The sequence below is a fragment of the Pedobacter agri genome (assembly GCF_032678665.1).
Lineage (GTDB): Bacteria > Bacteroidota > Bacteroidia > Sphingobacteriales > Sphingobacteriaceae > Pedobacter > Pedobacter agri_A.
On sequence record NZ_JAVTSH010000005.1, the window covers coordinates 407,629 to 428,630 of the forward strand.

Here is a 21,002-nt window from a genome sequence, read left to right on the forward strand (position 1 = left end):
ACATATATAATCACATTGAAATAATGCTGCACTATAACAATATAGATTCAATTACCGAGGATCTTTTTCATAAAATTAAATCGGGCGAGGTTATCGACTATTTAGGATTAGTAAATGATGTGAAGCCATATATCAGAGATGCATCCGTAATTGTTTTACCCTCATATTATGGAGAAGGAGTACCACGATGTTTGCTTGAGGGCATGGCTATGGGTAGACCTATAATTACATGTAATTCTGTCGGTTGCAGAGAAACTGTAACAGATTTACCAAGCGGCAGGAATGGCTTCTTGATACCTGTTAGAGATGTTGCCGCACTGGCAGGTTCAATGATGCATTACCTTTCAAACTCAACTGATATCGTTTTAAATGGGCGGAACGGACGGTTATTCGCCGAAAAAAAGTTCGACGTAAATTTGGTAAATGCACAGATGTTAAAAATAATGAAAGTTGCGTCCTGAATGATGTAAAACGCTTACCAGATTTTATTTCCAGCTAATATTCTCCTTAATTATTTTAGCTGGTACTCCTGCTGCCAAACAATTTGCCGGAACATCCTTATTAACTAAAGATCCGGCGGCAATGATAGATCCATTTCCTATTTTAACACCTTTTAGAATAATTGCTCTCAAGCCAATCCAAACGTTATCACCAATTTCGATAGGTTTACTGATATCATTTCCGCCTTCTCCGATTTCGTGGTTATCAGAATCTCTGATAATTACCCCTTTGGAGATCGCAACATTGTTTCCAATTTTGATAGAATGAAAACATGAAATATCAACATCGTTATTTGTGTATCCGCTTCCTATTTCGAGTATGGCATTCTTATTTACCGCAATAAAAATTCCGGTGTGAAAATCGAAGTTTCCATGAACGATTAGTTTAGCATTTTCAGCAACCATTAAAGTTGAAAAGCTATGGTTAGTACCTTCCCAGGCAGAACCAATTTGGATTCTATTTTTTAGGTTTACCTGAGCAGTTCGATGAACTGCAATTTTTGTACGCTTGTAGATGATTAGTAAAATGGTAGGAAAATATCCTAAAATGATATTATGCCACAGCGTTAACAAAATATTGCTATGACGTAATACACTCATTGCCTTTGAGAAGTTTTTATTCATAACCAACAAATATTAAGTTACGTTTTATAATGCATAACTAATATAAATGAATTTTGATTCTTTTTTAGGCAAAAAAACAAGCTAATAATCGCTGGTAAGTGGTAGGGCATCTACATTAACTATAATATGATTTTCTCCAACTTAGATGGATTTGAAGTTTAGCTGCTAAAGCGTACTGTGATTCCTTTGCTGATAATCCAGTGTCGCAAGGCGGATTTAGCCAGTTCAGCCTTAAAATCCAGAATTATTCGGAACCTAATTACTTAGATCAATCCAATCGACTAAATCAATCAAATTAATATTAATCATCTAAAAAACCTTGAATTGTGAAGAATACATTTATTTACAAAAGAGCGACCCTAGCCGATTTTAGGCAGGCTATTGATGAATATGGCTGGGTAGTCTACGAAAAAGCAATTAGTCAAAAGTTAATATCAGATATTATAGCAGCTTTTGATTCCTCCTACAATATGAGACGGGAAATTCAAATGTTGAACGGCATTGAAGTAAACATGGAAGGCACATTACATCACTTGCTTGAGAAAGACAACTTCTCATTGGAATTGTTAAGTAAACTTTACTGCCATCGGGAGCTTAAAGATTTTCTTGGTGGCAATTACATCTTGAATGGCATCAACGGAGTAATTAATTCAAAGAAAACGAAAACATATATTCAAAATATTCACCGGGATGTGAGGACATTTTCGAGTGAAAATAATATTATGATTCAAATGATCATTGTTCTTGATGACTTTACATTGTTCAATGGTGCAACACATTTTCTCTCAGGTTCGCATAAATTAGATCGCCGGCCAGACGAGAAGTATTTTAAATCATATGCGCAGCAAGCAATAGCGAAAAAAGGGAGCATTATTTTGTTTGATTCTAATCTTTGGCATGCCGGCGGAATAAACTATACACGAAAGGTTCGCCGTGCGCTGACCCTAGGCTTTACCAAACCATACATTAAACAACAGTTTGATTATCCCCGTTATTTAGGTTATGAATTTGGGGAAACTTTGGCCGCAGATTTAAGGCAAATCATAGGCTATAATGCAAGGGTTCCGGCAAGCTTGCATGAATACTATCAGCCTGTTGAGCAAAGAATGTATAAATCCGATCAAGGTTAAAACTTATTAAAATGGAACTCAAAATGCCATTAACGAAGTCGTTAGGTGGGTTTATAGGTCTACAGCTTGATGATGGCGATGTTTATCATCCTGATCTGATAGCTCTTAATACTGGGAGAAATGCGCTTGAATATATTTTGCGCATTAGAAAATTTAAAACAATTTATTTGCCATATTTTACATGCGAAGTTTTATTAGAACCACTTCGAAAACTTAAGATTGCATATAAATATTACAGACTTGATGAAAATCTATTTCCAATTATCGATTTTATCATTGACGAAGAAAGCTGTTTATTATATACAAATTACTTCGGTATAAAAACGGATATAGTTACATCATTAACTAACAAAATTAAAAATATCATAATAGATAATGCCCAGGCATTTTTTACACACCCCATAAATAACGCTGACACATTTTATTCATGTCGGAAATTTTTTGGAGTGCCTGATGGGGCATATCTTCATATTGGATCTCATAAACCCTTGCAACTGCAGCAAGATGAATCCATAAACCGATTTTCGCATTTGATAAAAGGGGTTGATATCAACATAGAAAAAGGTTACGCTGATTATCTTGAAAATAACAGAAATCTGGTAAACAATGATATCCTGGAGATGTCGCAAATTACAAAATCTATTCTGGCGAGCACAAACTATCAAAAATGTATAACGTCACGAAAAAATAATTTCAACTATTTACATGATCAATTTTTTGACATTAATTTGCTGAAAATGAATTACACTTCCGGAGATGTGGCTATGGCCTATCCCTTACTTATAGATGATTCAAGCCTGAAGAAAAAGTTAATAGAACGGAAAATATTTATTGCTACTTATTGGCCGAATGTTTACCAGTGGACACTGCCTGGTACTTTTGAGTATTTTCTTACTGATAACCTAATCGCACTACCCATCGATCATCGCTACAAGCTTGAAGATATGGAAAGGATTGTGAAAGTTGTAAAATCTTTAGTATGAAAACCGAAATTTATTTAAGACCATTAACGGTCGAAGATGCTACAATATCATCTAAGTGGAGGAATGACCCTAAAATTTGGGTTTTCACAAAATTCGTATCATCAGGATACATTACTTCTGAAATGGAGCGCCAATGGATTTTAGATAGAATTAATCGTGAAAACGAGAAGAGATTTGCAATATGTTTAAAAATTAATAATCAATATATCGGCAATATCCAACTTTTGAACATCACAACCGAAAGTGCAGAATTTCATTTATTTATTGGAGAACGGCAGTTTTGGGGCAAAGGCGTTGGCTATTGCGCCTCAATACTTTTGCTGAAGTACGCATTCTACAATCTCGACTTAAATTGCATTTTTCTAGAGGTTCATGCTGATAATCTAGCAGCTTTTTCCATTTACAAAAAAGTAGGCTTTAAACCAATTACGCAAAGCGGCAACTTTATAAGGATGGGGATAGACGCAAAATCGTTAAAGGGTATTACCCTTACCACTTAAATCCTAACGTACAATTAACGAACTCCTCAAATGAAAAAAATTCTATCAATCCACCAAAAAACGGAATGGACCGCGTATGTGAAAAATGCACTTCACTATGATTTTTATCACACTTGGTATTATCATTCTTTAGATAGTAGTGGTGTAGCCATCTTATTTGTTTTTGAAGAAAATGACGACTATATAGCCTTTCCATTATTAAGAAGGAAAATCCCGAATTCCGATTTTTTCGATTTCACTTCCGTATATGGTTATGCTGGCCCAATATCAAATAAAAACTTCAGAGATTTGGATGATGGTTTAATGGAAAGATTTAAAGCTAGTTTTCTTGAATTTTTAGCTACCGGAAAAAATGTGACCGTGTTCTCGAGGTTACATCCATTTTTCGATCAACAGTTTCTGATGGAGAAATTTTCTGGCATTCATTCCAATGGCAAAACTGTAGCTATCGATCTTACTACTACTATCGAAACTCAAAGAGCGGGTTATAGGAAGAGTGTTAAAGAAAAAATTAGGCGTCTTCGCAAAAGAGACTATGAAGTTCATCTATCTACTAACCTGAATGATGCTAAGATTTTTACTAAAATTTATGCTGAAAATATGCGGCGAATTGGAGCACGAGAAAGTTACTTGTTTGATGAAGCTTATTTTGTTAACCTCCTAAGCGCTGATGAATTTGATACAAAATTATTTTTAGTGTTTAAAGATAATCAGGCTATTTCTGGAGCGATTGTAGTTTGTACAAATGAGATTATGCAGGTTCATTTACTTGCCACACTAGATGCTTATCTTTTCGACTCACCTGCAAAACTGCTAACGGATGAAATTACAGTTATCGGTCGTAAACTAGGCTACAAGTACTTTAATCTAGGAGGCGGTGTAAATTTTAAAGAAGATAAACTATTCGGTTGGAAAAAGGGATTTTCTGACCTGTGCTATGAATTTAATAGTTGGCGGTACATCGCAAATGATGATTTATATAATTCCCTTGTTATCGAGAAATCTTTAAATCTTGATTCGACGATAGATTTTTTTCCGCTTTATAGGATTTCAGAAGTGGCATCTTAATCAATTTGCATTAATTTTTTTGATTATGTCGGTTATAAAAGAAAACGCTCCTGCAACTGTTTGCACATTAACAATCGATCAAAAAAGCGATTGGGTTAATTTGGTGAATCGAGCGGTAGAAACTGATTTCTATCATAGCTGGCACTATCATTCTTTAACAGAAGCAGGCGCACCATTACTTTTTGTTTATCAAGAAGGAGATGATTTCATCGCACTTCCATTATTAAAACGCGAAATATCTAAAACCAGCTACTTTGACTTGCATTCCGTATACGGCTATTCAGGACCAATTTCAAATTTCACATTCGCTAATATACCGTCGAGATTATCAGTGAGATTTAAGAATTCATTTCTTAAATTTTTAGATGCTGAAAATATTGTATCGGTTTTTTCCAAGATGCATCCATTTTTTGAGCAAAAAATTGTACTAGGACAATTTAATGGTCTCTATGATAACGGCAAAACCGTCGCTATCGATTTGAGAAATCCGATTGAAATTCAGCGAAAAAAATACCGTCAAACTACATTAGACAGTATCAAAAAGTGCCGAAAGATGGGTTTCCATATAAAGGATTGTTCTTCTCAGGAAAACATTGCTGCTTTCACGCTCTTGTATCAGCAAAATATGAACCGAATTAATGCATCAGAGTTTTACCTTTTTACTGAAGAATATTTTACAAAACTGTTAAATACAGACAAATATGTAGCAAAGCTGATCTTGGTTTATGATAATGATAAAATAATTTGTGGAAGCATCATTATGTGTAATAATGGCATCATTCAGGGACACCTCATTGCTACTGATTCACAATACCTCCGCTATTCTCCAGCAAAATTTCTAGTTGATGAAGTAAGCTTACTTGGGCGCAATATCGGTATGAAATACTATCATCTAGGTGGGGGTTTAGGCTTTAAGGAAAATTCTTTATTTGAATGGAAATTAGGATTTTCCGATTTCACGCTAGAATATAGAAGTTGGCGATACATAGCCAACCCGAAAGCATATAACGACCTCGTTCTTCGAGCTGGAAACTCAATTGATGATAAAGTTGATTTTTTTCCGCTTTATAGAATGTCTCACCAGTAAATAATTTAACATTTAATGATTCTCAAGTATGAAAAAGTTGTTATTTCCCGATCAGGCACATTCAAGATGGCTAATACTATTAATTGATCAATCAATAGTATTTTGGACACTATTTGTTTCAATCTTGCTAACAAATACATTACATATTACCAAAGTATTGAGTTTTCATAACTACATTTATGTTGGCCTGTACTGCGCAATTGCTATATGTGTATTTATGATCATGAAACTGCATACGGGCATTATTAGGTATTCGAATACAGCTGATATCATGCGTGTCTTCCTTGCTGTCTTTGTAACAAGTGTTCTATTTGTCGGCCTAAATAAAATCCTAGCTCAAGGTTTGCAATTAGCATGGGCACAGATGGATAAGGCGCTTATCCTCAATTTTTTTATCTCGTCTTCAATTCTTATTTTTTTGCGTATTTGTGTTAAAAATATCTTCCTATTTTTTAGAGATCTGAAAAACGAGAAAAAGGCCGAAAACATCTTAATATACGGATCTGAAAAAAAAGCAATATTGATTAAAGGAGCAATAGAGAATGATAAAGAATCTAACCTGAATGTATTCGGTTTTATTGATGACAATAAAGATCGTGTAGACAAATATCTGGAGCAAAAGAAAGTTTATCACTCATCATCAATTTCCGTTTTAAAACGCAAATGTGGTATAAACAAGATCCTCTTTGCTGAAGATTCCGTGAACACCTTAAACAGGAAACAAATTATCGACACCTGCGTAAGTGCAGGCATGAAGGTAATTATGGTTCCGCCTTCTAACAAATGGTTATATGGTAAATTTAGCTCCGACCAATTGCGTGATTTAAAAATTGAGGATCTGTTAGAACGTGAACCAATTAAACTGAACAAGCAAAACATATTGGCAGATTTGCAGGGTAAACGTATTTTAGTAACTGGTGCTGCAGGGTCTATCGGTTCGGAAATTGTTAGGCAAGCAATTCAATATCAACCTGAAATGTTAATTTTATGTGATCAGGCCGAAACGCCAATTCATGAATTACAGCTTGAGTTAGAAGACAGCTTTCAGGCCGGAAACATCAAATTATTTATGGCCGATGTACAAAATCAAAGCAGATTAAGAACGCTATTTGAGGTGTATAAGCCCCAAATTGTTTTCCATGCTGCAGCTTATAAGCATGTTCCATTGATGGAAGGGAATCCTGCAGAAGCAATTTTGACCAATGTTTTAGGCACAAAAAACATGGCTGATATGTCAATAGAATTTGAGGTTGAAAAATTTGTAATGATATCAACTGATAAGGCTGTTAGGCCGACTAATATAATGGGTGCATCGAAACGAATTGCAGAAATTTATATACAGTCGTTAAATAATAGTTTCGACGATGACCTGATGGAACATTATAAAAATAGGGAACAGAAAACACGTTTTGTTACCACTCGCTTTGGAAACGTGTTAGGTTCAAATGGTTCTGTTATTCCGCGATTCAAAAATCAGATTGAAAAAAAAGGACCTGTAACAGTAACGCATCCTGAAATTACAAGATATTTTATGACTATACCTGAAGCGGTACAATTAGTTATGGAGGCAGGAGCAATGGGCAAAGGCGGTGAAATTTTTCTCTTTGACATGGGAAAACCAATTAAAATTGTTGACCTCGCAGAGAATATGATTCGGCTAGCTGGTTTGACGCCAAATGTTGATGTCAAGATAGAATTTACAGGATTAAGGCCAGGCGAGAAGCTGCATGAAGAACTACTCTTGCAAGAAGAACAACTTATTGAAACACATCATCCTAAAATAAAAATCTCAAAAAAAGTTTCTTATAGCTATTTATATGTAAATAAGGCGATAAAAGATTTAATTGAACTTAATGATGATGGCGATGATTTTGCTATGGTTAAAAAGATGAAAGAAATAGTTCCAGATTATATCAGTAATAATTCGAGATACAGCGATCTTGATTTGCTAATGGCTAACTGATGGATATAATGATCTAAATTTGATTTAATCATATTTTTTCATAAATTGCTACTTACCATTCGTCCCGGTTGTTGATCTATTTAAAATATCTAATTCAGATTTAAATTAACAGTCATGAGTTTAAATGTAGGACAGGTACTTGAGCGTGTAGTACGCCAGGACCGCATGGGAATCAGTGAGCTTTCCAGGAAACTGAGCGTTAGTAGACGCACTATTTACAACTGGTTTGATCAAAAAAGCTTAAGCCCCGAAATTATTTGGAAAGTTGGAGCCGTAATCGGTCATGACTTTTCTGTTGAGCTTCCTGAAACATTCACCAAGCATGGTAACAGGCTTCATGAAGTTTTTGATGCATACCAACGGAATGATAGTAATAAAGCTGACACCAATTCAGTATATTTTTGGATGAATAAATACATTCAGTTATTAGAGAAATACAATGAACTGCTAAGCCAAGTATCTGATAAAACAGATGAGAAGGAAATTGTTTTAAATCATTCAAAACCTCGCAATAACATTAAAGAATTCCCCATTGTACCATAGCGACTTTCCATAGTCAACTATAAAAAGAGCTTGCGGCTATTGCGAGCTACTTTCTTCTAATCCATTGTAAAAATTTATACATCTCATAAACCAAAATTCTTTGGCGCTGGAGTTGTATGCTCCTAAATTTTTTATTATGAAAACTATTAACACTCTCGCCCTGGCTGTATTGCTATTAGCATGCAGTCAAATCTCTAAAGCACAATCTAAAATTTTTTATGGTACAGGAATAAGATATAGTGCCGGAATTGAAACGGGTTTAGCAACGGGTTACCTGGCGACAAAATATGGGGGTAAATTTGGTGTGTCTATCCAGGCAGAATTCCCTTTTATCGAAAATCAACTATATGGAACCGTTAATGCAGGTTTCAATAACGTTTTTACTACGGAGACTTATAATCATTTAGTTGAAGATTTGAGGTCTGTGCCCTTTAAAGCAGGACTAAAGTATTTTTATCGAAGCAATTTATATCTTCAGTCAGAGATAGGTTTTTCATTTCTCCTTAATAAAGCCGATTGTGTAGATGGTAAAAAGGCTGCATTTGTATATGCTCCTCAAGCAGGGGTTATCTTCTACATTCATGAACGCGATTATATTGATGTTGGCTTAAGGTTTGAAAGCAATAGCAAATTCTATGATTGTGATAGCAATAATAATTTTATAGGCATTAGGGTTGCTTGGGGATTTATCCGATAACTATTCATAAGTCGTTTATACACATTAGCTTATTTTTCAATGAAAACCAGTATTCAATATAATACGATGAATGAATTATGGATTCTTTCTATTGACTGTAAGCAGGAGGAGTCTGTAAAATACACAAAGCTTATCGTAAAAATCATAATTAAGATTCTATCTGGTGAGGTTTTGCCAATAAAACAAAGACGCGTAAAATCTGGTAAGCATTATATAATTCAAAACCAGGTAGTCGAGTTATATCACGACGATTGGTTTCCTTTAATTCTAGTAAGTAAAAAAAAGACATTGTTAGAAGGCATTAAATTTATTTTTATGGATTTGATAGGCATAAATAATGTCAGTGAAAAACAAATCATCTAGGCTAAAATTATTTTAAATTTTTTATTATGTGTGGAATAGTAGGTTACATTGGTTCTCGCGATGCCTGGCCAATTGTTTTAAAAGGATTGAAAAGACTGGAGTACAGGGGTTATGACAGCGCAGGTATTGCTGTAATGGATTCTTTTAACCAAAAAATTTACAAGAAAGCAGGGAAGGTTAGTGTTTTAGAAGATTTCGCAAAGGAACTAGACTGCTCAGGAAATGTTGGGATGGGTCATACCAGATGGGCAACCCATGGTCAGCCATCAGATCGGAATTCACATCCCCATACTTCAAATAGTGGAAACCTTTCTATCATACATAATGGTATCATTGAAAATTACGCAACTTTAAAGGAAGAATTATTAAATCGCGGACATCATTTTGCCAGTGAAACAGATACCGAGGTTCTTATTCACTTAATTGAAGAAATTCGAAACATAGAAGGTACTGATTTGCTTGAGTCGATACGTTTAGCACTAAATGAAGTTGTTGGAGCTTATGCAATTGTGGTGATGGATAAAAATCAAGCCGATCGCCTGTACGTTGCCAGAAAAGGTAGTCCTTTGGTGATTGGCGTGGGTAACGGTGAATATTTTGTAGCTTCTGATGCAACACCAATTGTTGAATACACGAAAAACGTGATCTACCTTAACGATAACGAGATTGCGGTGATTAATAAGGATGAACTATTAATTAAACGTTTAGACAACGTTATTCAAACACCAACCATTCAAGAACTTAATATGAAGTTAGAGATGTTAGAAAAAGGCGGATATGAGCACTTTATGTTAAAGGAAATTTTTGAACAGCCGCGTTCGATAAGGGATTGTATGCGTGGTCGTATTTACCCTGAGTTAGGTAAAGTTCAGTTGGGAGGGATTAAAGAATTTGCTAATAAACTAAAAAATATTGATCGGATTATTATCGTTGCCTGTGGAACATCATGGCATGCGGGATTAGTTGGAGAATATTTGATTGAAGATTATGCCCGCATCCCTGTCGAAGTGGAGTATGCGTCAGAATTCAGATACCGGAATCCAATCATTACAGAAAAAGATGTGGTAATCGCCATTTCTCAATCAGGAGAAACGGCAGATACCATGGCAGCCATCGAAATGGCGAAAGAAAAAGGCGCTACTATTTTTGGTATTTGCAATGTTGCAGGTGCATCAATTCCAAGGATAAGTGATGCAGGTGTTTATACTCATGCAGGACCGGAAATAGGAGTCGCCTCTACAAAAGCTTTTACTGCCCAGGTAACTGTTTTGACGCTCATAGCACTTTACATGGCGCAGCAACGGGGCACATTAAACAATAGTGAATTGACAGAACTGCTTACTGCACTAGATGAAATTCCAGCCAAAGTTTCGCTCGCTCTCGAATCAAATGAATTGATAAAATACATTGCCACAGAAATTAAAGATGCCACCAACTGTTTATTTTTAGGAAGGGGGTGTGGGTTTCCGGTTGCGCTGGAAGGTGCCTTGAAATTAAAAGAAATATCATATATCCACGCTGAAGGTTATCCAGCCGCAGAAATGAAACATGGTCCAATTGCTTTAATTGATGAACAAATGCCAGTCATATTTATTGCAACTAAGAATTCATCATATGAAAAAGTAATTAGCAACATTCAGGAAGTTAAGGCTCGGAAAGGCATTGTAATCGCGATAGTAACCAAGGGAGACCAAAAGGTAAAAGATATGGTTAATTACGTGATAGAAATACCCGACGCTAACGAGGCATTCCTACCGCTTTTGGCAACAATCCCTCTACAACTACTTTCTTACCATATTGCGGTGATGAGAGGTTGCAATGTGGATCAGCCTCGAAATCTTGCAAAATCAGTCACAGTCGAATAAGATTTATATTCAAAATTAATATTACGATTGTTTAAATTTGAAGCTGAAATCTAATAAAATAATATGAAGGCTATCCTTAACCGGATAGTCTTTTTTTTTGAAAAAAAATTTCTTAATGAAAAAAAGGTTACCCTTTTAAGGTAACCTTTCTGCGGAGAGCGAGGGATTCGAACCCCCGGACCTGTTACAGTCAACAGTTTTCAAGACTGCCGCATTCGACCACTCTGCCAGCTCTCCGGGGGCAAAAGTACAAACTCCGGTTAAAACTGCAAACTATGAATGCTTTTTTTTTATATTAAATTGATAATTGCTTAACACAGAGGTAGAAAAAATTATTTTTTCTGAATATTTCCGTCTATGGGATCCGACTTTTTAAACAAGTTAAAGGTTGGTCTTATTATTTTAACACTTCTCTTACTCACATCAACACTAGCATTTAGCTCGAAACCAATCAATAAAATCAAAGAATTCAGATACAGCCAAATCATTACAACGATGAGCGTACCTATTGATCCATATACCTTATTATACGACGCAAAATGGTTAATGTAGTAAGAAAAGCCCCAAATAGTTAAAAAAGCCAAAATTGTAGCCAACCATGAGCCAGCACTAAATAATTTCCATTTTTTAGCATGTGAAGGTCCATACCTGTACAAAATTGAAATGGTTATGAAATATAGAATTGCAAGAAGAGCCCACCTGGTAAAATTAATAGCATAAACAGCTAAGCTATCTTTAATGTGTAACTCACCTTTAATGTAATTCAGTGCAACTTCACCAATAGCCATGGCGCTAATGCAAACGATTATGGAAAGGCAAATTACTGAAGTTAGCACAAACGCAATTAAACGTTGCTTCAGCCAGCCTCTGGTTTCAATAATTAAAGATGATTTATTGAAGGCTTTCATTAAGTTTTTCACGCCATTTGTTGCAAAAAAGATGGCTGATAAAAAACCAAAGGATAACAAACCGGTGTTTTGATTTTTAACAATATCTTTTAACGTAGACTCAAACGCATCGTAAGCATTATGTGGCAATACCAACTCTATCAAATTTAGTAACTGATCCTGGAAACCTTTAATCGGGATAAAGGGGATCAGGGTAAATAAGAAGATGATGCCCGGAAATATTGCCAGCATAAAACTATATGCCAATGATGAAGACTTATTTACAAGCGTATCTTTTCCAATTTCCCTGAAAAAAAATGTGGCAACAGTATATAACGGTAGGGGGCTAAAGCCGGGCAGTATGCAGCCTTTGGTCCATTCAATGAATTTAGAATAGATTTTAAGATGTAATAATTGCCTGTGTAGCCATTCCATTTATTATGCTGTAAAATGTTTTTTAACGCCTTCCATAAAGTTAACTGGTGGATGGCATGGTCTTCTTGAGTTTTTATCAACAAATACCAAAACTGTTTTACCAATATTGATTAATTCTTCCTTCTCATTGTAGATTTCATATTCTACATTTAAACGAACGGTCGGTAAATCCCTCACTATACATTTTACAGTAAGTATCTGATTGTACAACGCAGGTTTCAGGAATTTAGACTGTAGTTCTAAAAGTGGCAGCATCACACCATCAGCTTCCATAGATTCGTAAGTGATTCCAGAACAGGCTTCAAAACATTCAGTTCTGGCGATTTCGTAATACAAAGCATAATTTCCATGATGAACAACTCCCATCTGGTCGGTTTCGGCATAGCGAACTTTTACTTTAGTTTCATGTATAAACATTACCTGAAGATATTTTTCTTGTTTAACGCCTCACGATATTTTTTTGCATTTATTTCATGCTCTGCTTTAGTTTCAGCAAAATTATGATATCCGGAAAAATCTTCTTTTGCACACATGTATATGTAATTGTTCTGGTTGCGATTCAGCACCGCATCAATTGCATTGATGCTAGGCATCATGATAGGTCCTGGAGGCAAACCAGCATATTTGTAAGTATTATATGGCGATTGCACCTGCAATAATTTCCCTGTAACGCGTTTCACAGTAAAATCGTTATTGGCAAAAATAACTGTTGGATCTGCCTGTAATAAAATACCTTTGTTTAACCTGTTTAGGTACAAGCCAGCGATAATCGGCATTTCTTTATCAAATAACGCTTCAGCATCAACAATAGATGCTAAAGTATACACCTGAGCAGGGTTGAGGTTTAAACTTGCAGCCTTCTGTTTGCGTTCTGCAGTCCAGAATTTATCATACTCCTTATGCATCCTCTCTAAAAAATCTACCGGAGAGATGTTCCAGTACATTTCATAAGTATTTGGAATAAACATGGTATAAATGTTATCCTGATTAAATCCATATTTAGAAATTAAAGCTGAAGAATCTAAAGCCAAAATAAAGCTTAACGAATCTGCCTCGAGGTTACTGGCCAGGTAGGCAGCAAAATTTTCTTTTTTGCGGATATTTTGGAACTTTAATTTCACCGGTTCCTGGTTTCCGGCCTTGATCAAATTAACAAGTGTTCTGTTCGTCATGCCTTTTTTTAAGCGGTAACGACCAGGTTTTAGGTTCGGTGCTAAATTCATTTTTGCAGCCGCGGCTTCGAAAGATGACGGGCTTTTTAAGATATCCCTTTTTTTAATTTCAGAAATTAATTCATCATAACTTTGGCCAGTTTTGATGTACAAATACTTTTGATTTTCAGTAATGTTAGGGGCAAAATAAAGTTGGTAAATGTTTAGCGCAAAATATCCGGCAACTAAAATAACAACCACACCAATTGCAATTGCTATTTTTTTCCCAGCACTTATATTCTTTTTTTCTACTTCAGTCATTGTTGTTTTATTGTTCTTTGTTTGATAAAGTGATGTTAATTCTGGTTCCGATAGCAACTTTCGTTACTGAATCAGCAGGCATTGGATCTTGTTTTACAATTACTGCGTTAGCACTGTCTATAATACTACCTTCGTATAAGATATTGCCAAGGCTTAAATTAGAACCTTTTAAGCTGAATTTCGCTTCATCTACGGTTAGGCCAACCAATTGTGGTACATCAACCTCTTCACTGCCTCTTCCATCACCTAAAACTAAATTGATTCTTGAACCAACGGGAATAATATCTCCAGCCTGAATAGGAGACCCGCCAAATGACGCTTCTAAAACTACATCTCTACTCACATCGGGCTTGTAAGTAGTATCTCCAAGTTTTAGCCGCGAACTTTCAATGATAGCTTGCGCCTCTCTTAGGGTTTTAAAAGCAATATCAGGAAATTTCGTATTCGGAGTTTTCCCTGCATTTATAGTTAAATAAATTGTTCTGTTATCTTTTACAAAAGTGTTTGGATCAGGATCCTGATCAATCACGATTCCTGCAGGCTGATCCATGATAAAAACTGAATCTACTTCATACTTCAATCCGGCATCTTCCAGTTTTTGTACCGCTTGTTCAAATGCCAAACCTTTAACCATAGGAACATTCAATCCCTGACCATGTTTGGTGTAATACCTTAAGCTGAAAAATGCGATGAGTAGTAGGCCAACAACAGTTAAAACGGCAGCTAAAATGTTGTTCCTAAATGATTTAGTTTTTAAATAATCTATAAATTTAGACATGAATCTTAAATTCTCGTGTTAAGCGTGCAAACTCAAATGTAGTTAATTAATAATTGATAGTAATTTTTTGAATCGTTGGATTCATTGCCCTGAGCAAATATAATACCATCAATTGCCAATTCTATCCGTCAAAATTAAACAATGCTCAAAGATATTTATATTTTTGAGGATATATTTATGATCAAATTCTATTTATAATTAACAGTTTTCCAAATGAAAAAAACGATTGCATTGTTAACAGGCGGTACCACAGGCGAATGGGTTGTTTCGGTAAAAAGTGCAGCAACCATTGCACAAAATATCGACGCAGATTTATACGATGTTTATAAAATCATGCTGAACGATAAAGGATGGTTTTACGAGCCTGCAGATTCTGTTAAAATTGAAATTGATAAGAATGATTTTTCACTAACGCTGGAAGGCAGGAAAATAAAATTTGATGGTGTATTTATTGCAATACATGGTTCTCCGGGAGAAGATGGCAAATTGCAAGGTTATTTCGATATGTTAAACATTCCGTATACCACATGCGATGCCCTAACCTCATCCATTACGATGAATAAGGGTTACACTAAAGCTATTGTTAATGGAATTGAGCAATTACATACGGCAAAATCTATTCAAATTTTCAAAAACGGCAAGTACGATATACAGAAAATTAAACAAGATTTAAGGTTACCTTACTTTGTTAAGCCAAATAGTGGTGGCAGCAGTATTGGCATGAGTAAAGTAAAACATGCTGATGACTTGGAGAGTGCTCTTGATAAAGCATTCCATGAAGATACCCAGGTTTTAATCGAGGAGTTTGTTAGCGGCCGTGAATTTTCAATTGGTGTTTATGGTGCCAAAGGAGAGATTACTGTTTTACCAACTACGGAAGTTATTCCAGCGAATGAATTTTTTGATTTTGAAGCCAAATATACGCCGGGAGCAACTCAGGAAATCACCCCTGGAAATATGAGTGCAGAGGAATATGCAAGGGTTCATCAAATTATAAAAGAGATTTACATCAAGCTGAATTGTAGGGGAGTCGTTCGTATCGACTATTTCCTGGAGCACGAAACGAGCAAGTTTTATTTTATCGAAATTAATACAATACCCGGCCAAACTGCTACAAGTTTTATTCCACAACAGGTTGCTGCTATGGGAATTACGTTAAAGCAATTTTATACAGATTTGATGAAGGAAACCCTTAATTAACCTTTTATGGATATACAGGAACTTATTGATCGGGGGTTTGCTGTTAAGAAGTATCCAAAAGATAAGGTTATTTACGAGCCTGGAATGTTACCAAGGTATGTTTATTTTATTCGAACAGGCGAGGTGAGGATGATTACCGTAAGTAACGACGGTAAGGAATTTATTCAAGGTATTTTCAAAGCTGGACAATATTTTGGTGAACCCGCCTTAATTGTAAACAGGCGTTACCTGGCTTTTACCATCGCCAACAAGGATGCTGAAATTATCCCCGTAAACAAACAAGATTTTTTCAATTTGATAGAAAACACTCCGGGTTTCAGCAGCAATCTAATTAAAACATTGAGCAATAGATTGTTTTATAAATCTATGATGTTGGAAGAATTGGCAAATGAAAAAGCTGAACACCGGCTACTAACCATTATAAACTACCTGTTAGCTGATATTGAAATTGGTGAGCGCTTGAAGGTTACGCGGCAAGAACTGGCAGACATGACGGGATTGAGGGTGGAGACGGTTATTCGAGAAATAAAGTTATTGCGAGAAAAAGGATCCGTAAATATGGATAAGGGTAAAATTATTAGGTTGAGTTAGATAAACAACTTAATTGATTTCTTATATAAACATGATGTAGGTCATAAATTAAGATTATTATTAGCTTTAACTTTACCTTAATTAACTAACTAAAAACATGACTGAGTTATCTAAATTCCAAGCTTTTATACAATGTAAATGTCCTCGTTGCCGCCAGGGAGCTATTTTTACAGGTAATGCTTACTCTTTCAAGCTGCAGAAAACAAATATTTATTGCCCCGTTTGTAACCTTAAATTTGAACGTGAACCAGGTTTCTTTTATGTAGCAATGTTTGTGAGTTATGCAATGAATGTTGCAGAAATTATCACTATTGGCGTAGCATCTTATGTTTTAGGTTTGGACCTGATTTATGAAAATTTATGGTATTACGTTGGTTTTATACTATTCGGAGTGTTTTTATGTTCCCCGATAAATTATAGGTACTCTCGGGTAATTTTGCTTCATTATTTAACGCCTGGACTACACTATGTTCCAGGCAGTGGAGAGAAACGATAGTAAAAAAGCCCGAACGGGCTTTTTTATTTTTTCATCGGATGTTGAACATATTCCGATAAACCGAGTATTTTTCCATCTTTAAGCTTAAAGTCATTGTACAATTGTATGGTATCAACTTGGCCATCTTTCGTAGTGGTGACCTGTTTATACCACAAACTTACCCATTCTTCAGTTTGATCTTTGTTAATCACCGATTCCATATCTTCCATTTCGATTTTAAAACTACTCATTTTCGCAAACTCTCCCTGAATTTGATTCAAAAACTCAGATTTAGTGCCCTTGAATTTATAACCATCAAGATTGAACCAAACGCTATCGTGTAATAATTTTCCCATAGCCGATGTGTCCATTTTTTCAAATGACTTGATTACACGAAGCGCTGTTAAACTATTTTTCGTGTCCTTGTTCATTTCCCATCCTTGAACTTTCTTAAAAACATAAGGATAGTTTGTCGTATCTGCTGATGCAGTATTTGTGGTTTTTACGTCGTGGTTTTGGCAGGCAGCAAAACCTAACGCAATTAAAAATAATGATGAGATTGCTTTCATAATAATTTGTTTGTTTAGTTATCTAAATATAATAAATATCTGAAAACTAAAACATTATAAAATAATTATGTCCAAAATTTCACACTATTGAGCACCTTTTTTATTTCTTTTGATTATTCCGTATAACAGGTTAAACAGTGGCAATATCTGCATTGCAATTAAGACAAGGAAAATGTAATTATTAATTTGTTGGTTTCTTTCGAAATAGGAAGCGGAAGCCTGGTTTGAAATTTCAACTACAGCCAATGACTTATTAAAACTGTAACTCATCCAGGCAAAAATCAAGGGTAAGAAAATGAATGAAAGAATGTGCATCCAGGTTAACAGCTTTAAAAGCAAATATCGGCTGAGATATTTATAAAAAGCAGCAAATATCAATAACCCTGCTGCCTGACACCTCAAAAACTGAGTAACAGGAATAATAATGTAGGTATCAAGAATATCAAAATTTAGTTCAAAAGGAGAAATTAAAACCGAAGCCAGTATAAAAAGTATCGCTGTTGACAGCAGGAAATAATAAGGTTTCAAAATCGCTGAAATTTACAAGTGATTGATGATGTGAACGAGCTCCTTTACCCGATCAATATTTGTTAATTCGTATTGATATTCATCATCAATACTTCCCATTTTGGTTTCACTATTACGGAATTGCATTTTACTTGATACATAAGTTTTACAAGAAGCGTGAAACGTATCGGCACCGGAAATTTTGATGAGATTTTGAATGTTATAACTATTGATTCCTGCACCAGGCATAACTGAAATCCGCCCGTTAGCTTGCTGCACCAGCTGTGCTAATGTTGCTGCTCCCTGAATTGCTGAATTTGCTCCACCCGAGGAAAGTACACGAACAATGCCAAGGGTTATCAAATCTTCAAGTGCTAAACGTATATCGTTACTCATATCAAAAGCCCTGTGAAAAGATACAGGCATTGGATGTGCCAACGCTATCAAATCTGCACAACGATCCGTATCAACCGTTCCATCGGAATTAAGTATCCCAATAACAACACCGTCACAACTTAATGATTTACAGATTTTTATGTCTTCTTTCATCAAATCAAACTCAAGATCAGAATAAAGAAAATCTCCGCCTCGAGGACGGATGATTGGCCAAACTTCGATGGTTAGTTTTTTTTTCGCCAGTGCGATTTGTCCGTAGCTCGGTGTGGTTCCACCTTCAGCTAAATTATCGCAAAATTCTACACGGGTAGCGCCGCCTATCTGGGCATTTAACGCCGATTGGTAACCATTTGCACAAACTTCTAGAGTTCCAGCCATTCTCAAGTTATTGTTTACTCTTCGTTAATAGGACCCAAAACTTTCCAGCCGCTCGCTGATTTGAAAACATTAAGTTTTTGGATTGATTTTCCACCATCAGGAAACCAACAAATTTCGGTGATGATATAGTGGTGATTATTTACCCGTTCTCTTTGGAAAGCACTTTGCAGGCCAGTGAAATCGGGAAACCCATGATCTTCTAAATTATTAACGAATGATAATTCTAGAACCTCTGCCATTTGCTGGATAATTTCCTCATCCTGCGGCATACTGGTTGACGATAGCATCATTTTGGCTTCTTCTTTAAAATCTTTGCATGCGATTGCAGCATCTAAATTTCTCTCATTATAAGCTTTTTCAAGCGCAAGAATGGCGCCTTCGGGTGTATCGCCATCTGCTTTGAAGTGATCTACGCCTTCATCAATATATAAGCCGATATTTTGATCAAAAGCTGATTTATCTTTATCAGGAATACCATCCCTTATCGCTCTGATCGTGTAGCCGCCAATCAAACGTCCGTTTTCTAAAATCATCCAGTCAGAGATCAAACTCCGATCTATGCCAATCTTCTGGTTTAATTTAACGGTTGTTACATCAACAGGCTCGTTTCCGATGGTACCATATAAATTTCCTTCATCGTCGAAATGAGGTTCCGTTAGCCAGATATGCTCCCCGTTTTCGCCATCGATAATTTTTACCTTAATGGAAAAATAAACCTGGTAACTTTGAGGATTTTTCAAACTTTCTTCAAAATACCACAGTGTTAAATTGGCTTTTTCAATAGCCCAGTTCATACGTTCATCTTCATTAGAAACGTACATCATATCAGGTTCGCCCTGACGTTCTTCTACATTTTTTTTACCGAAAATTTTCGAGAGTAATCCCATTCTTTATTTTTTTAGTATTGAATTTGGTTGGGATGATTTTGTTAACTTAATAATAGCTTTTTCCTTTGATCAGCAAATCCTGCTTCTCGGCATTGCAAACTGCATAACTAAATCCTTGTTGAATGGCATAAGCACCATATTCGCCTTTTTTATTAATGGCTAAGAAACCAACCTGAATATTTTTAGCTGTTTCTGGTTTCTTTTTAATGATACGCATTACGGCTTCTTTGCAGGCAGCTTCCGGAGCATAACCTTGTCGCATGAGCTCAACAACTAAAAATGAGCCTACGTTACGAACAACCTCTTCGCCAACGCCGGTAGATGTTGCGCCACCTACTTCATTATCTACATACAAACCCGCACCGATAATAGGGCTATCTCCAATTCTTCCGTGGAGTTTGTAAGCCATTCCACTTGTAGTACAGGCGCCAGATATATTTCCTTTGGCATCAATGGCCAGCATACCGATGGTATCGTGATTGTATTGATTGCCTGGAAGTTTTTGAGGAGCTGCTTTGTCATAAAGCTTATTCTCTATATTCATTACCGGCTCATATTTTGCGGTTTTAAGCCACTCTTTCCAGGCTGCCTGGCTTGAAGGTGTAAGCAAATTCTCTTTTTTAAAACCTTGCTCTAACGCAAACTGCAACGCACCATCACCTGCGAGCATTACGTGAGGTGTTTTTTCCATTACTTTACGGGCAACCGAAATTGGGTGTTTAATATGCTCTAATGCCAAAACCGCCCCGCAGTTTCCATTTTCGTCCATAATGCAGGCATCTAAGGTTACTTTTCCATCTCGATCGGGTAAGCCGCCGTAACCTACAGATTGATTCTTTTCATCTGCCTCCGGCACCCAAACCCCTTGTTCAACAGCGTCTAAAGCTTTTCCTCCTTTTGAAAGTACCTTCCAGGCATCAGCATTTGCTGCGATACCAAAATCCCAGGTGGATATGACAATAGGAAAATTTGTTGCTTTTTCTGTTGAAGCTGGAATAGCATCAGCCATGCTGCTTTTATCAATGGCTAATAACCCGGCAGAAAGGGCAGAGGCTTTTAAAAATTTACGTCGGTTGAACATGTATTGTTTAATTGATGATTATT

At 35.9% G+C, this 21,002-nt stretch carries 23 protein-coding genes and 1 tRNA gene; 13 read left to right on the top strand and 11 right to left on the bottom strand.

The window, feature by feature from the left end; translation table 11 throughout:
* The first annotated feature begins 23 nt into the window (after positions 1 to 23).
* Positions 24 to 461 carry a glycosyltransferase gene (locus R2Q70_RS13020; RefSeq protein WP_316808004.1) on the top strand — a complete coding sequence of 146 codons (438 nt, stop codon included), beginning with the start codon at positions 24 to 26 and terminating at the stop codon, positions 459 to 461.
* Between the two features lie 24 nt (positions 462 to 485).
* Here the strand turns inward: R2Q70_RS13020 and R2Q70_RS13025 are convergent, their stop codons facing one another.
* Positions 486 to 1,124 (bottom strand): acyltransferase, encoded by a 639-nt coding sequence (locus R2Q70_RS13025; RefSeq protein ID WP_316808005.1) that lies wholly within the window; start codon positions 1,122 to 1,124, stop codon positions 486 to 488.
* Positions 1,125 to 1,450: 326 nt separating this feature from the next.
* Here R2Q70_RS13025 and R2Q70_RS13030 point away from each other — a divergent pair, with 326 nt between their 5' ends.
* The 9 genes from R2Q70_RS13030 (at position 1,451) to glmS (ending at position 11,323) form a co-directional block, all read left to right on the top strand.
* Positions 1,451 to 2,254: a phytanoyl-CoA dioxygenase family protein gene (locus R2Q70_RS13030; protein ID WP_316808006.1), complete on the top strand. Its 804-nt coding sequence runs from the start codon at positions 1,451 to 1,453 to the stop codon at positions 2,252 to 2,254.
* 11 nt (positions 2,255 to 2,265) lie between these two features.
* Positions 2,266 to 3,237: a hypothetical protein gene (locus R2Q70_RS13035; protein ID WP_316808007.1), complete on the top strand. Its 972-nt coding sequence runs from the start codon at positions 2,266 to 2,268 to the stop codon at positions 3,235 to 3,237.
* Complete coding sequence (locus R2Q70_RS13040) at positions 3,234 to 3,737, top strand: GNAT family protein (RefSeq protein WP_316808008.1); 504 nt, start codon at positions 3,234 to 3,236, stop codon at positions 3,735 to 3,737. Before R2Q70_RS13035 ends, R2Q70_RS13040 begins: the two co-directional genes overlap by 4 nt.
* A 30-nt stretch (positions 3,738 to 3,767) precedes the next feature.
* Positions 3,768 to 4,805: a GNAT family N-acetyltransferase gene (locus R2Q70_RS13045; protein WP_316808009.1), complete on the top strand. Its 1,038-nt coding sequence runs from the start codon at positions 3,768 to 3,770 to the stop codon at positions 4,803 to 4,805.
* 25 nt (positions 4,806 to 4,830) lie between these two features.
* Positions 4,831 to 5,892, top strand: coding sequence for a GNAT family N-acetyltransferase (locus R2Q70_RS13050; protein ID WP_316808010.1), 1,062 nt, complete (start codon positions 4,831 to 4,833; stop codon positions 5,890 to 5,892).
* Between the two features lie 28 nt (positions 5,893 to 5,920).
* Complete coding sequence (locus R2Q70_RS13055; protein ID WP_316808011.1) at positions 5,921 to 7,855, top strand: nucleoside-diphosphate sugar epimerase/dehydratase; 1,935 nt, start codon at positions 5,921 to 5,923, stop codon at positions 7,853 to 7,855.
* 114 nt (positions 7,856 to 7,969) lie between these two features.
* Positions 7,970 to 8,398 (top strand): hypothetical protein, encoded by a 429-nt coding sequence (locus R2Q70_RS13060; protein WP_316808012.1) that lies wholly within the window; start codon positions 7,970 to 7,972, stop codon positions 8,396 to 8,398.
* A 136-nt stretch (positions 8,399 to 8,534) separates the two neighbouring features.
* On the top strand, positions 8,535 to 9,095 hold the full coding sequence (locus R2Q70_RS13065; RefSeq protein ID WP_316808013.1) for a hypothetical protein: 561 nt from the start codon (positions 8,535 to 8,537) through the stop codon (positions 9,093 to 9,095).
* Positions 9,096 to 9,484: 389 nt separating this feature from the next.
* Positions 9,485 to 11,323: a glutamine--fructose-6-phosphate transaminase (isomerizing) gene (glmS, locus tag R2Q70_RS13070; protein ID WP_316808014.1), complete on the top strand. Its 1,839-nt coding sequence runs from the start codon at positions 9,485 to 9,487 to the stop codon at positions 11,321 to 11,323.
* A 152-nt stretch (positions 11,324 to 11,475) separates the two neighbouring features.
* Here glmS and R2Q70_RS13075 read toward each other — a convergent pair.
* From R2Q70_RS13075 to R2Q70_RS13095, 5 genes are all read right to left on the bottom strand, one after another.
* A tRNA-Ser gene (locus R2Q70_RS13075) sits at positions 11,476 to 11,560 on the bottom strand.
* 95 nt (positions 11,561 to 11,655) lie between these two features.
* On the bottom strand, positions 11,656 to 12,645 hold the full coding sequence (locus tag R2Q70_RS13080; RefSeq protein WP_316808015.1) for a YihY/virulence factor BrkB family protein: 990 nt from the start codon (positions 12,643 to 12,645) through the stop codon (positions 11,656 to 11,658).
* Between the two features lie 3 nt (positions 12,646 to 12,648).
* Positions 12,649 to 13,062 carry a thioesterase family protein gene (locus R2Q70_RS13085; protein ID WP_316808016.1) on the bottom strand — a complete coding sequence of 138 codons (414 nt, stop codon included), beginning with the start codon at positions 13,060 to 13,062 and terminating at the stop codon, positions 12,649 to 12,651.
* Positions 13,062 to 14,117: an endolytic transglycosylase MltG gene (gene mltG, locus R2Q70_RS13090; RefSeq protein ID WP_316808017.1), complete on the bottom strand. Its 1,056-nt coding sequence runs from the start codon at positions 14,115 to 14,117 to the stop codon at positions 13,062 to 13,064. The genes R2Q70_RS13085 and mltG overlap by 1 nt, the downstream gene beginning before the upstream one ends.
* Before the next feature lie 7 nt (positions 14,118 to 14,124).
* Positions 14,125 to 14,895, bottom strand: coding sequence for a PASTA domain-containing protein (locus tag R2Q70_RS13095; RefSeq protein WP_316808018.1), 771 nt, complete (start codon positions 14,893 to 14,895; stop codon positions 14,125 to 14,127).
* Positions 14,896 to 15,108: 213 nt separating this feature from the next.
* Here R2Q70_RS13095 and R2Q70_RS13100 point away from each other — a divergent pair, with 213 nt between their 5' ends.
* From R2Q70_RS13100 to R2Q70_RS13110, 3 genes are all read left to right on the top strand, one after another.
* Complete coding sequence (locus R2Q70_RS13100; RefSeq protein WP_316808019.1) at positions 15,109 to 16,095, top strand: D-alanine--D-alanine ligase; 987 nt, start codon at positions 15,109 to 15,111, stop codon at positions 16,093 to 16,095.
* Between the two features lie 6 nt (positions 16,096 to 16,101).
* Positions 16,102 to 16,686, top strand: a complete 585-nt coding sequence (locus tag R2Q70_RS13105; protein WP_316808020.1) for a Crp/Fnr family transcriptional regulator — start codon at positions 16,102 to 16,104, stop codon at positions 16,684 to 16,686.
* Between the two features lie 97 nt (positions 16,687 to 16,783).
* Positions 16,784 to 17,182 carry a DUF983 domain-containing protein gene (locus R2Q70_RS13110; protein WP_316808021.1) on the top strand — a complete coding sequence of 133 codons (399 nt, stop codon included), beginning with the start codon at positions 16,784 to 16,786 and terminating at the stop codon, positions 17,180 to 17,182.
* A gap of 23 nt (positions 17,183 to 17,205) precedes the next feature.
* On the opposite strand, the gene R2Q70_RS13115 is transcribed toward R2Q70_RS13110, so the two are convergent.
* The 5 genes from R2Q70_RS13115 to R2Q70_RS13135 form a co-directional block, all read right to left on the bottom strand.
* Entirely contained in the window at positions 17,206 to 17,730 is a 525-nt protein-coding gene (locus tag R2Q70_RS13115; protein WP_316808022.1) for a hypothetical protein, read from the bottom strand.
* An 84-nt stretch (positions 17,731 to 17,814) separates the two neighbouring features.
* On the bottom strand, positions 17,815 to 18,258 hold the full coding sequence (locus R2Q70_RS13120) for a hypothetical protein (protein ID WP_316808023.1): 444 nt from the start codon (positions 18,256 to 18,258) through the stop codon (positions 17,815 to 17,817).
* Positions 18,259 to 18,270: 12 nt separating this feature from the next.
* Positions 18,271 to 19,011, bottom strand: a complete 741-nt coding sequence (locus tag R2Q70_RS13125; protein WP_316808024.1) for a copper homeostasis protein CutC — start codon at positions 19,009 to 19,011, stop codon at positions 18,271 to 18,273.
* Positions 19,012 to 19,025: 14 nt separating this feature from the next.
* Positions 19,026 to 19,898 (bottom strand): YegJ family protein, encoded by an 873-nt coding sequence (locus tag R2Q70_RS13130; RefSeq protein WP_316808025.1) that lies wholly within the window; start codon positions 19,896 to 19,898, stop codon positions 19,026 to 19,028.
* 46 nt (positions 19,899 to 19,944) lie between these two features.
* On the bottom strand, positions 19,945 to 20,979 hold the full coding sequence (locus R2Q70_RS13135; protein WP_316808026.1) for a N(4)-(beta-N-acetylglucosaminyl)-L-asparaginase: 1,035 nt from the start codon (positions 20,977 to 20,979) through the stop codon (positions 19,945 to 19,947).
* Positions 20,980 to 21,002: the final 23 nt, after the last annotated feature.

What these genes read in the sequence shown, in the direction of transcription:
- R2Q70_RS13020 (WP_316808004.1), top strand. Translation starts at nt 24, where the DNA reads ATGCTGCACTATAACAATATAGATTCAATTACCGAGGATCTTTTTCAT.
- R2Q70_RS13025 (WP_316808005.1), bottom strand. Translation starts at nt 1,124, where the DNA reads ATGAATAAAAACTTCTCAAAGGCAATGAGTGTATTACGTCATAGCAAT.
- R2Q70_RS13035 (WP_316808007.1), top strand. Translation starts at nt 2,266, where the DNA reads ATGGAACTCAAAATGCCATTAACGAAGTCGTTAGGTGGGTTTATAGGT.
- R2Q70_RS13040 (WP_316808008.1), top strand. Translation starts at nt 3,234, where the DNA reads ATGAAAACCGAAATTTATTTAAGACCATTAACGGTCGAAGATGCTACA.
- R2Q70_RS13045 (WP_316808009.1), top strand. Translation starts at nt 3,768, where the DNA reads ATGAAAAAAATTCTATCAATCCACCAAAAAACGGAATGGACCGCGTAT.
- R2Q70_RS13050 (WP_316808010.1), top strand. Translation starts at nt 4,831, where the DNA reads ATGTCGGTTATAAAAGAAAACGCTCCTGCAACTGTTTGCACATTAACA.
- R2Q70_RS13055 (WP_316808011.1), top strand. Translation starts at nt 5,921, where the DNA reads ATGAAAAAGTTGTTATTTCCCGATCAGGCACATTCAAGATGGCTAATA.
- R2Q70_RS13060 (WP_316808012.1), top strand. Translation starts at nt 7,970, where the DNA reads ATGAGTTTAAATGTAGGACAGGTACTTGAGCGTGTAGTACGCCAGGAC.
- R2Q70_RS13065 (WP_316808013.1), top strand. Translation starts at nt 8,535, where the DNA reads ATGAAAACTATTAACACTCTCGCCCTGGCTGTATTGCTATTAGCATGC.
- glmS (WP_316808014.1), top strand. Translation starts at nt 9,485, where the DNA reads ATGTGTGGAATAGTAGGTTACATTGGTTCTCGCGATGCCTGGCCAATT.
- R2Q70_RS13080 (WP_316808015.1), bottom strand. Translation starts at nt 12,645, where the DNA reads ATGGAATGGCTACACAGGCAATTATTACATCTTAAAATCTATTCTAAA.
- R2Q70_RS13085 (WP_316808016.1), bottom strand. Translation starts at nt 13,062, where the DNA reads ATGTTTATACATGAAACTAAAGTAAAAGTTCGCTATGCCGAAACCGAC.
- mltG (WP_316808017.1), bottom strand. Translation starts at nt 14,117, where the DNA reads ATGACTGAAGTAGAAAAAAAGAATATAAGTGCTGGGAAAAAAATAGCA.
- R2Q70_RS13095 (WP_316808018.1), bottom strand. Translation starts at nt 14,895, where the DNA reads ATGTCTAAATTTATAGATTATTTAAAAACTAAATCATTTAGGAACAAC.
- R2Q70_RS13100 (WP_316808019.1), top strand. Translation starts at nt 15,109, where the DNA reads ATGAAAAAAACGATTGCATTGTTAACAGGCGGTACCACAGGCGAATGG.
- R2Q70_RS13105 (WP_316808020.1), top strand. Translation starts at nt 16,102, where the DNA reads ATGGATATACAGGAACTTATTGATCGGGGGTTTGCTGTTAAGAAGTAT.
- R2Q70_RS13110 (WP_316808021.1), top strand. Translation starts at nt 16,784, where the DNA reads ATGACTGAGTTATCTAAATTCCAAGCTTTTATACAATGTAAATGTCCT.
- R2Q70_RS13115 (WP_316808022.1), bottom strand. Translation starts at nt 17,730, where the DNA reads ATGAAAGCAATCTCATCATTATTTTTAATTGCGTTAGGTTTTGCTGCC.
- R2Q70_RS13125 (WP_316808024.1), bottom strand. Translation starts at nt 19,011, where the DNA reads ATGGCTGGAACTCTAGAAGTTTGTGCAAATGGTTACCAATCGGCGTTA.
- R2Q70_RS13130 (WP_316808025.1), bottom strand. Translation starts at nt 19,898, where the DNA reads ATGGGATTACTCTCGAAAATTTTCGGTAAAAAAAATGTAGAAGAACGT.
- R2Q70_RS13135 (WP_316808026.1), bottom strand. Translation starts at nt 20,979, where the DNA reads ATGTTCAACCGACGTAAATTTTTAAAAGCCTCTGCCCTTTCTGCCGGG.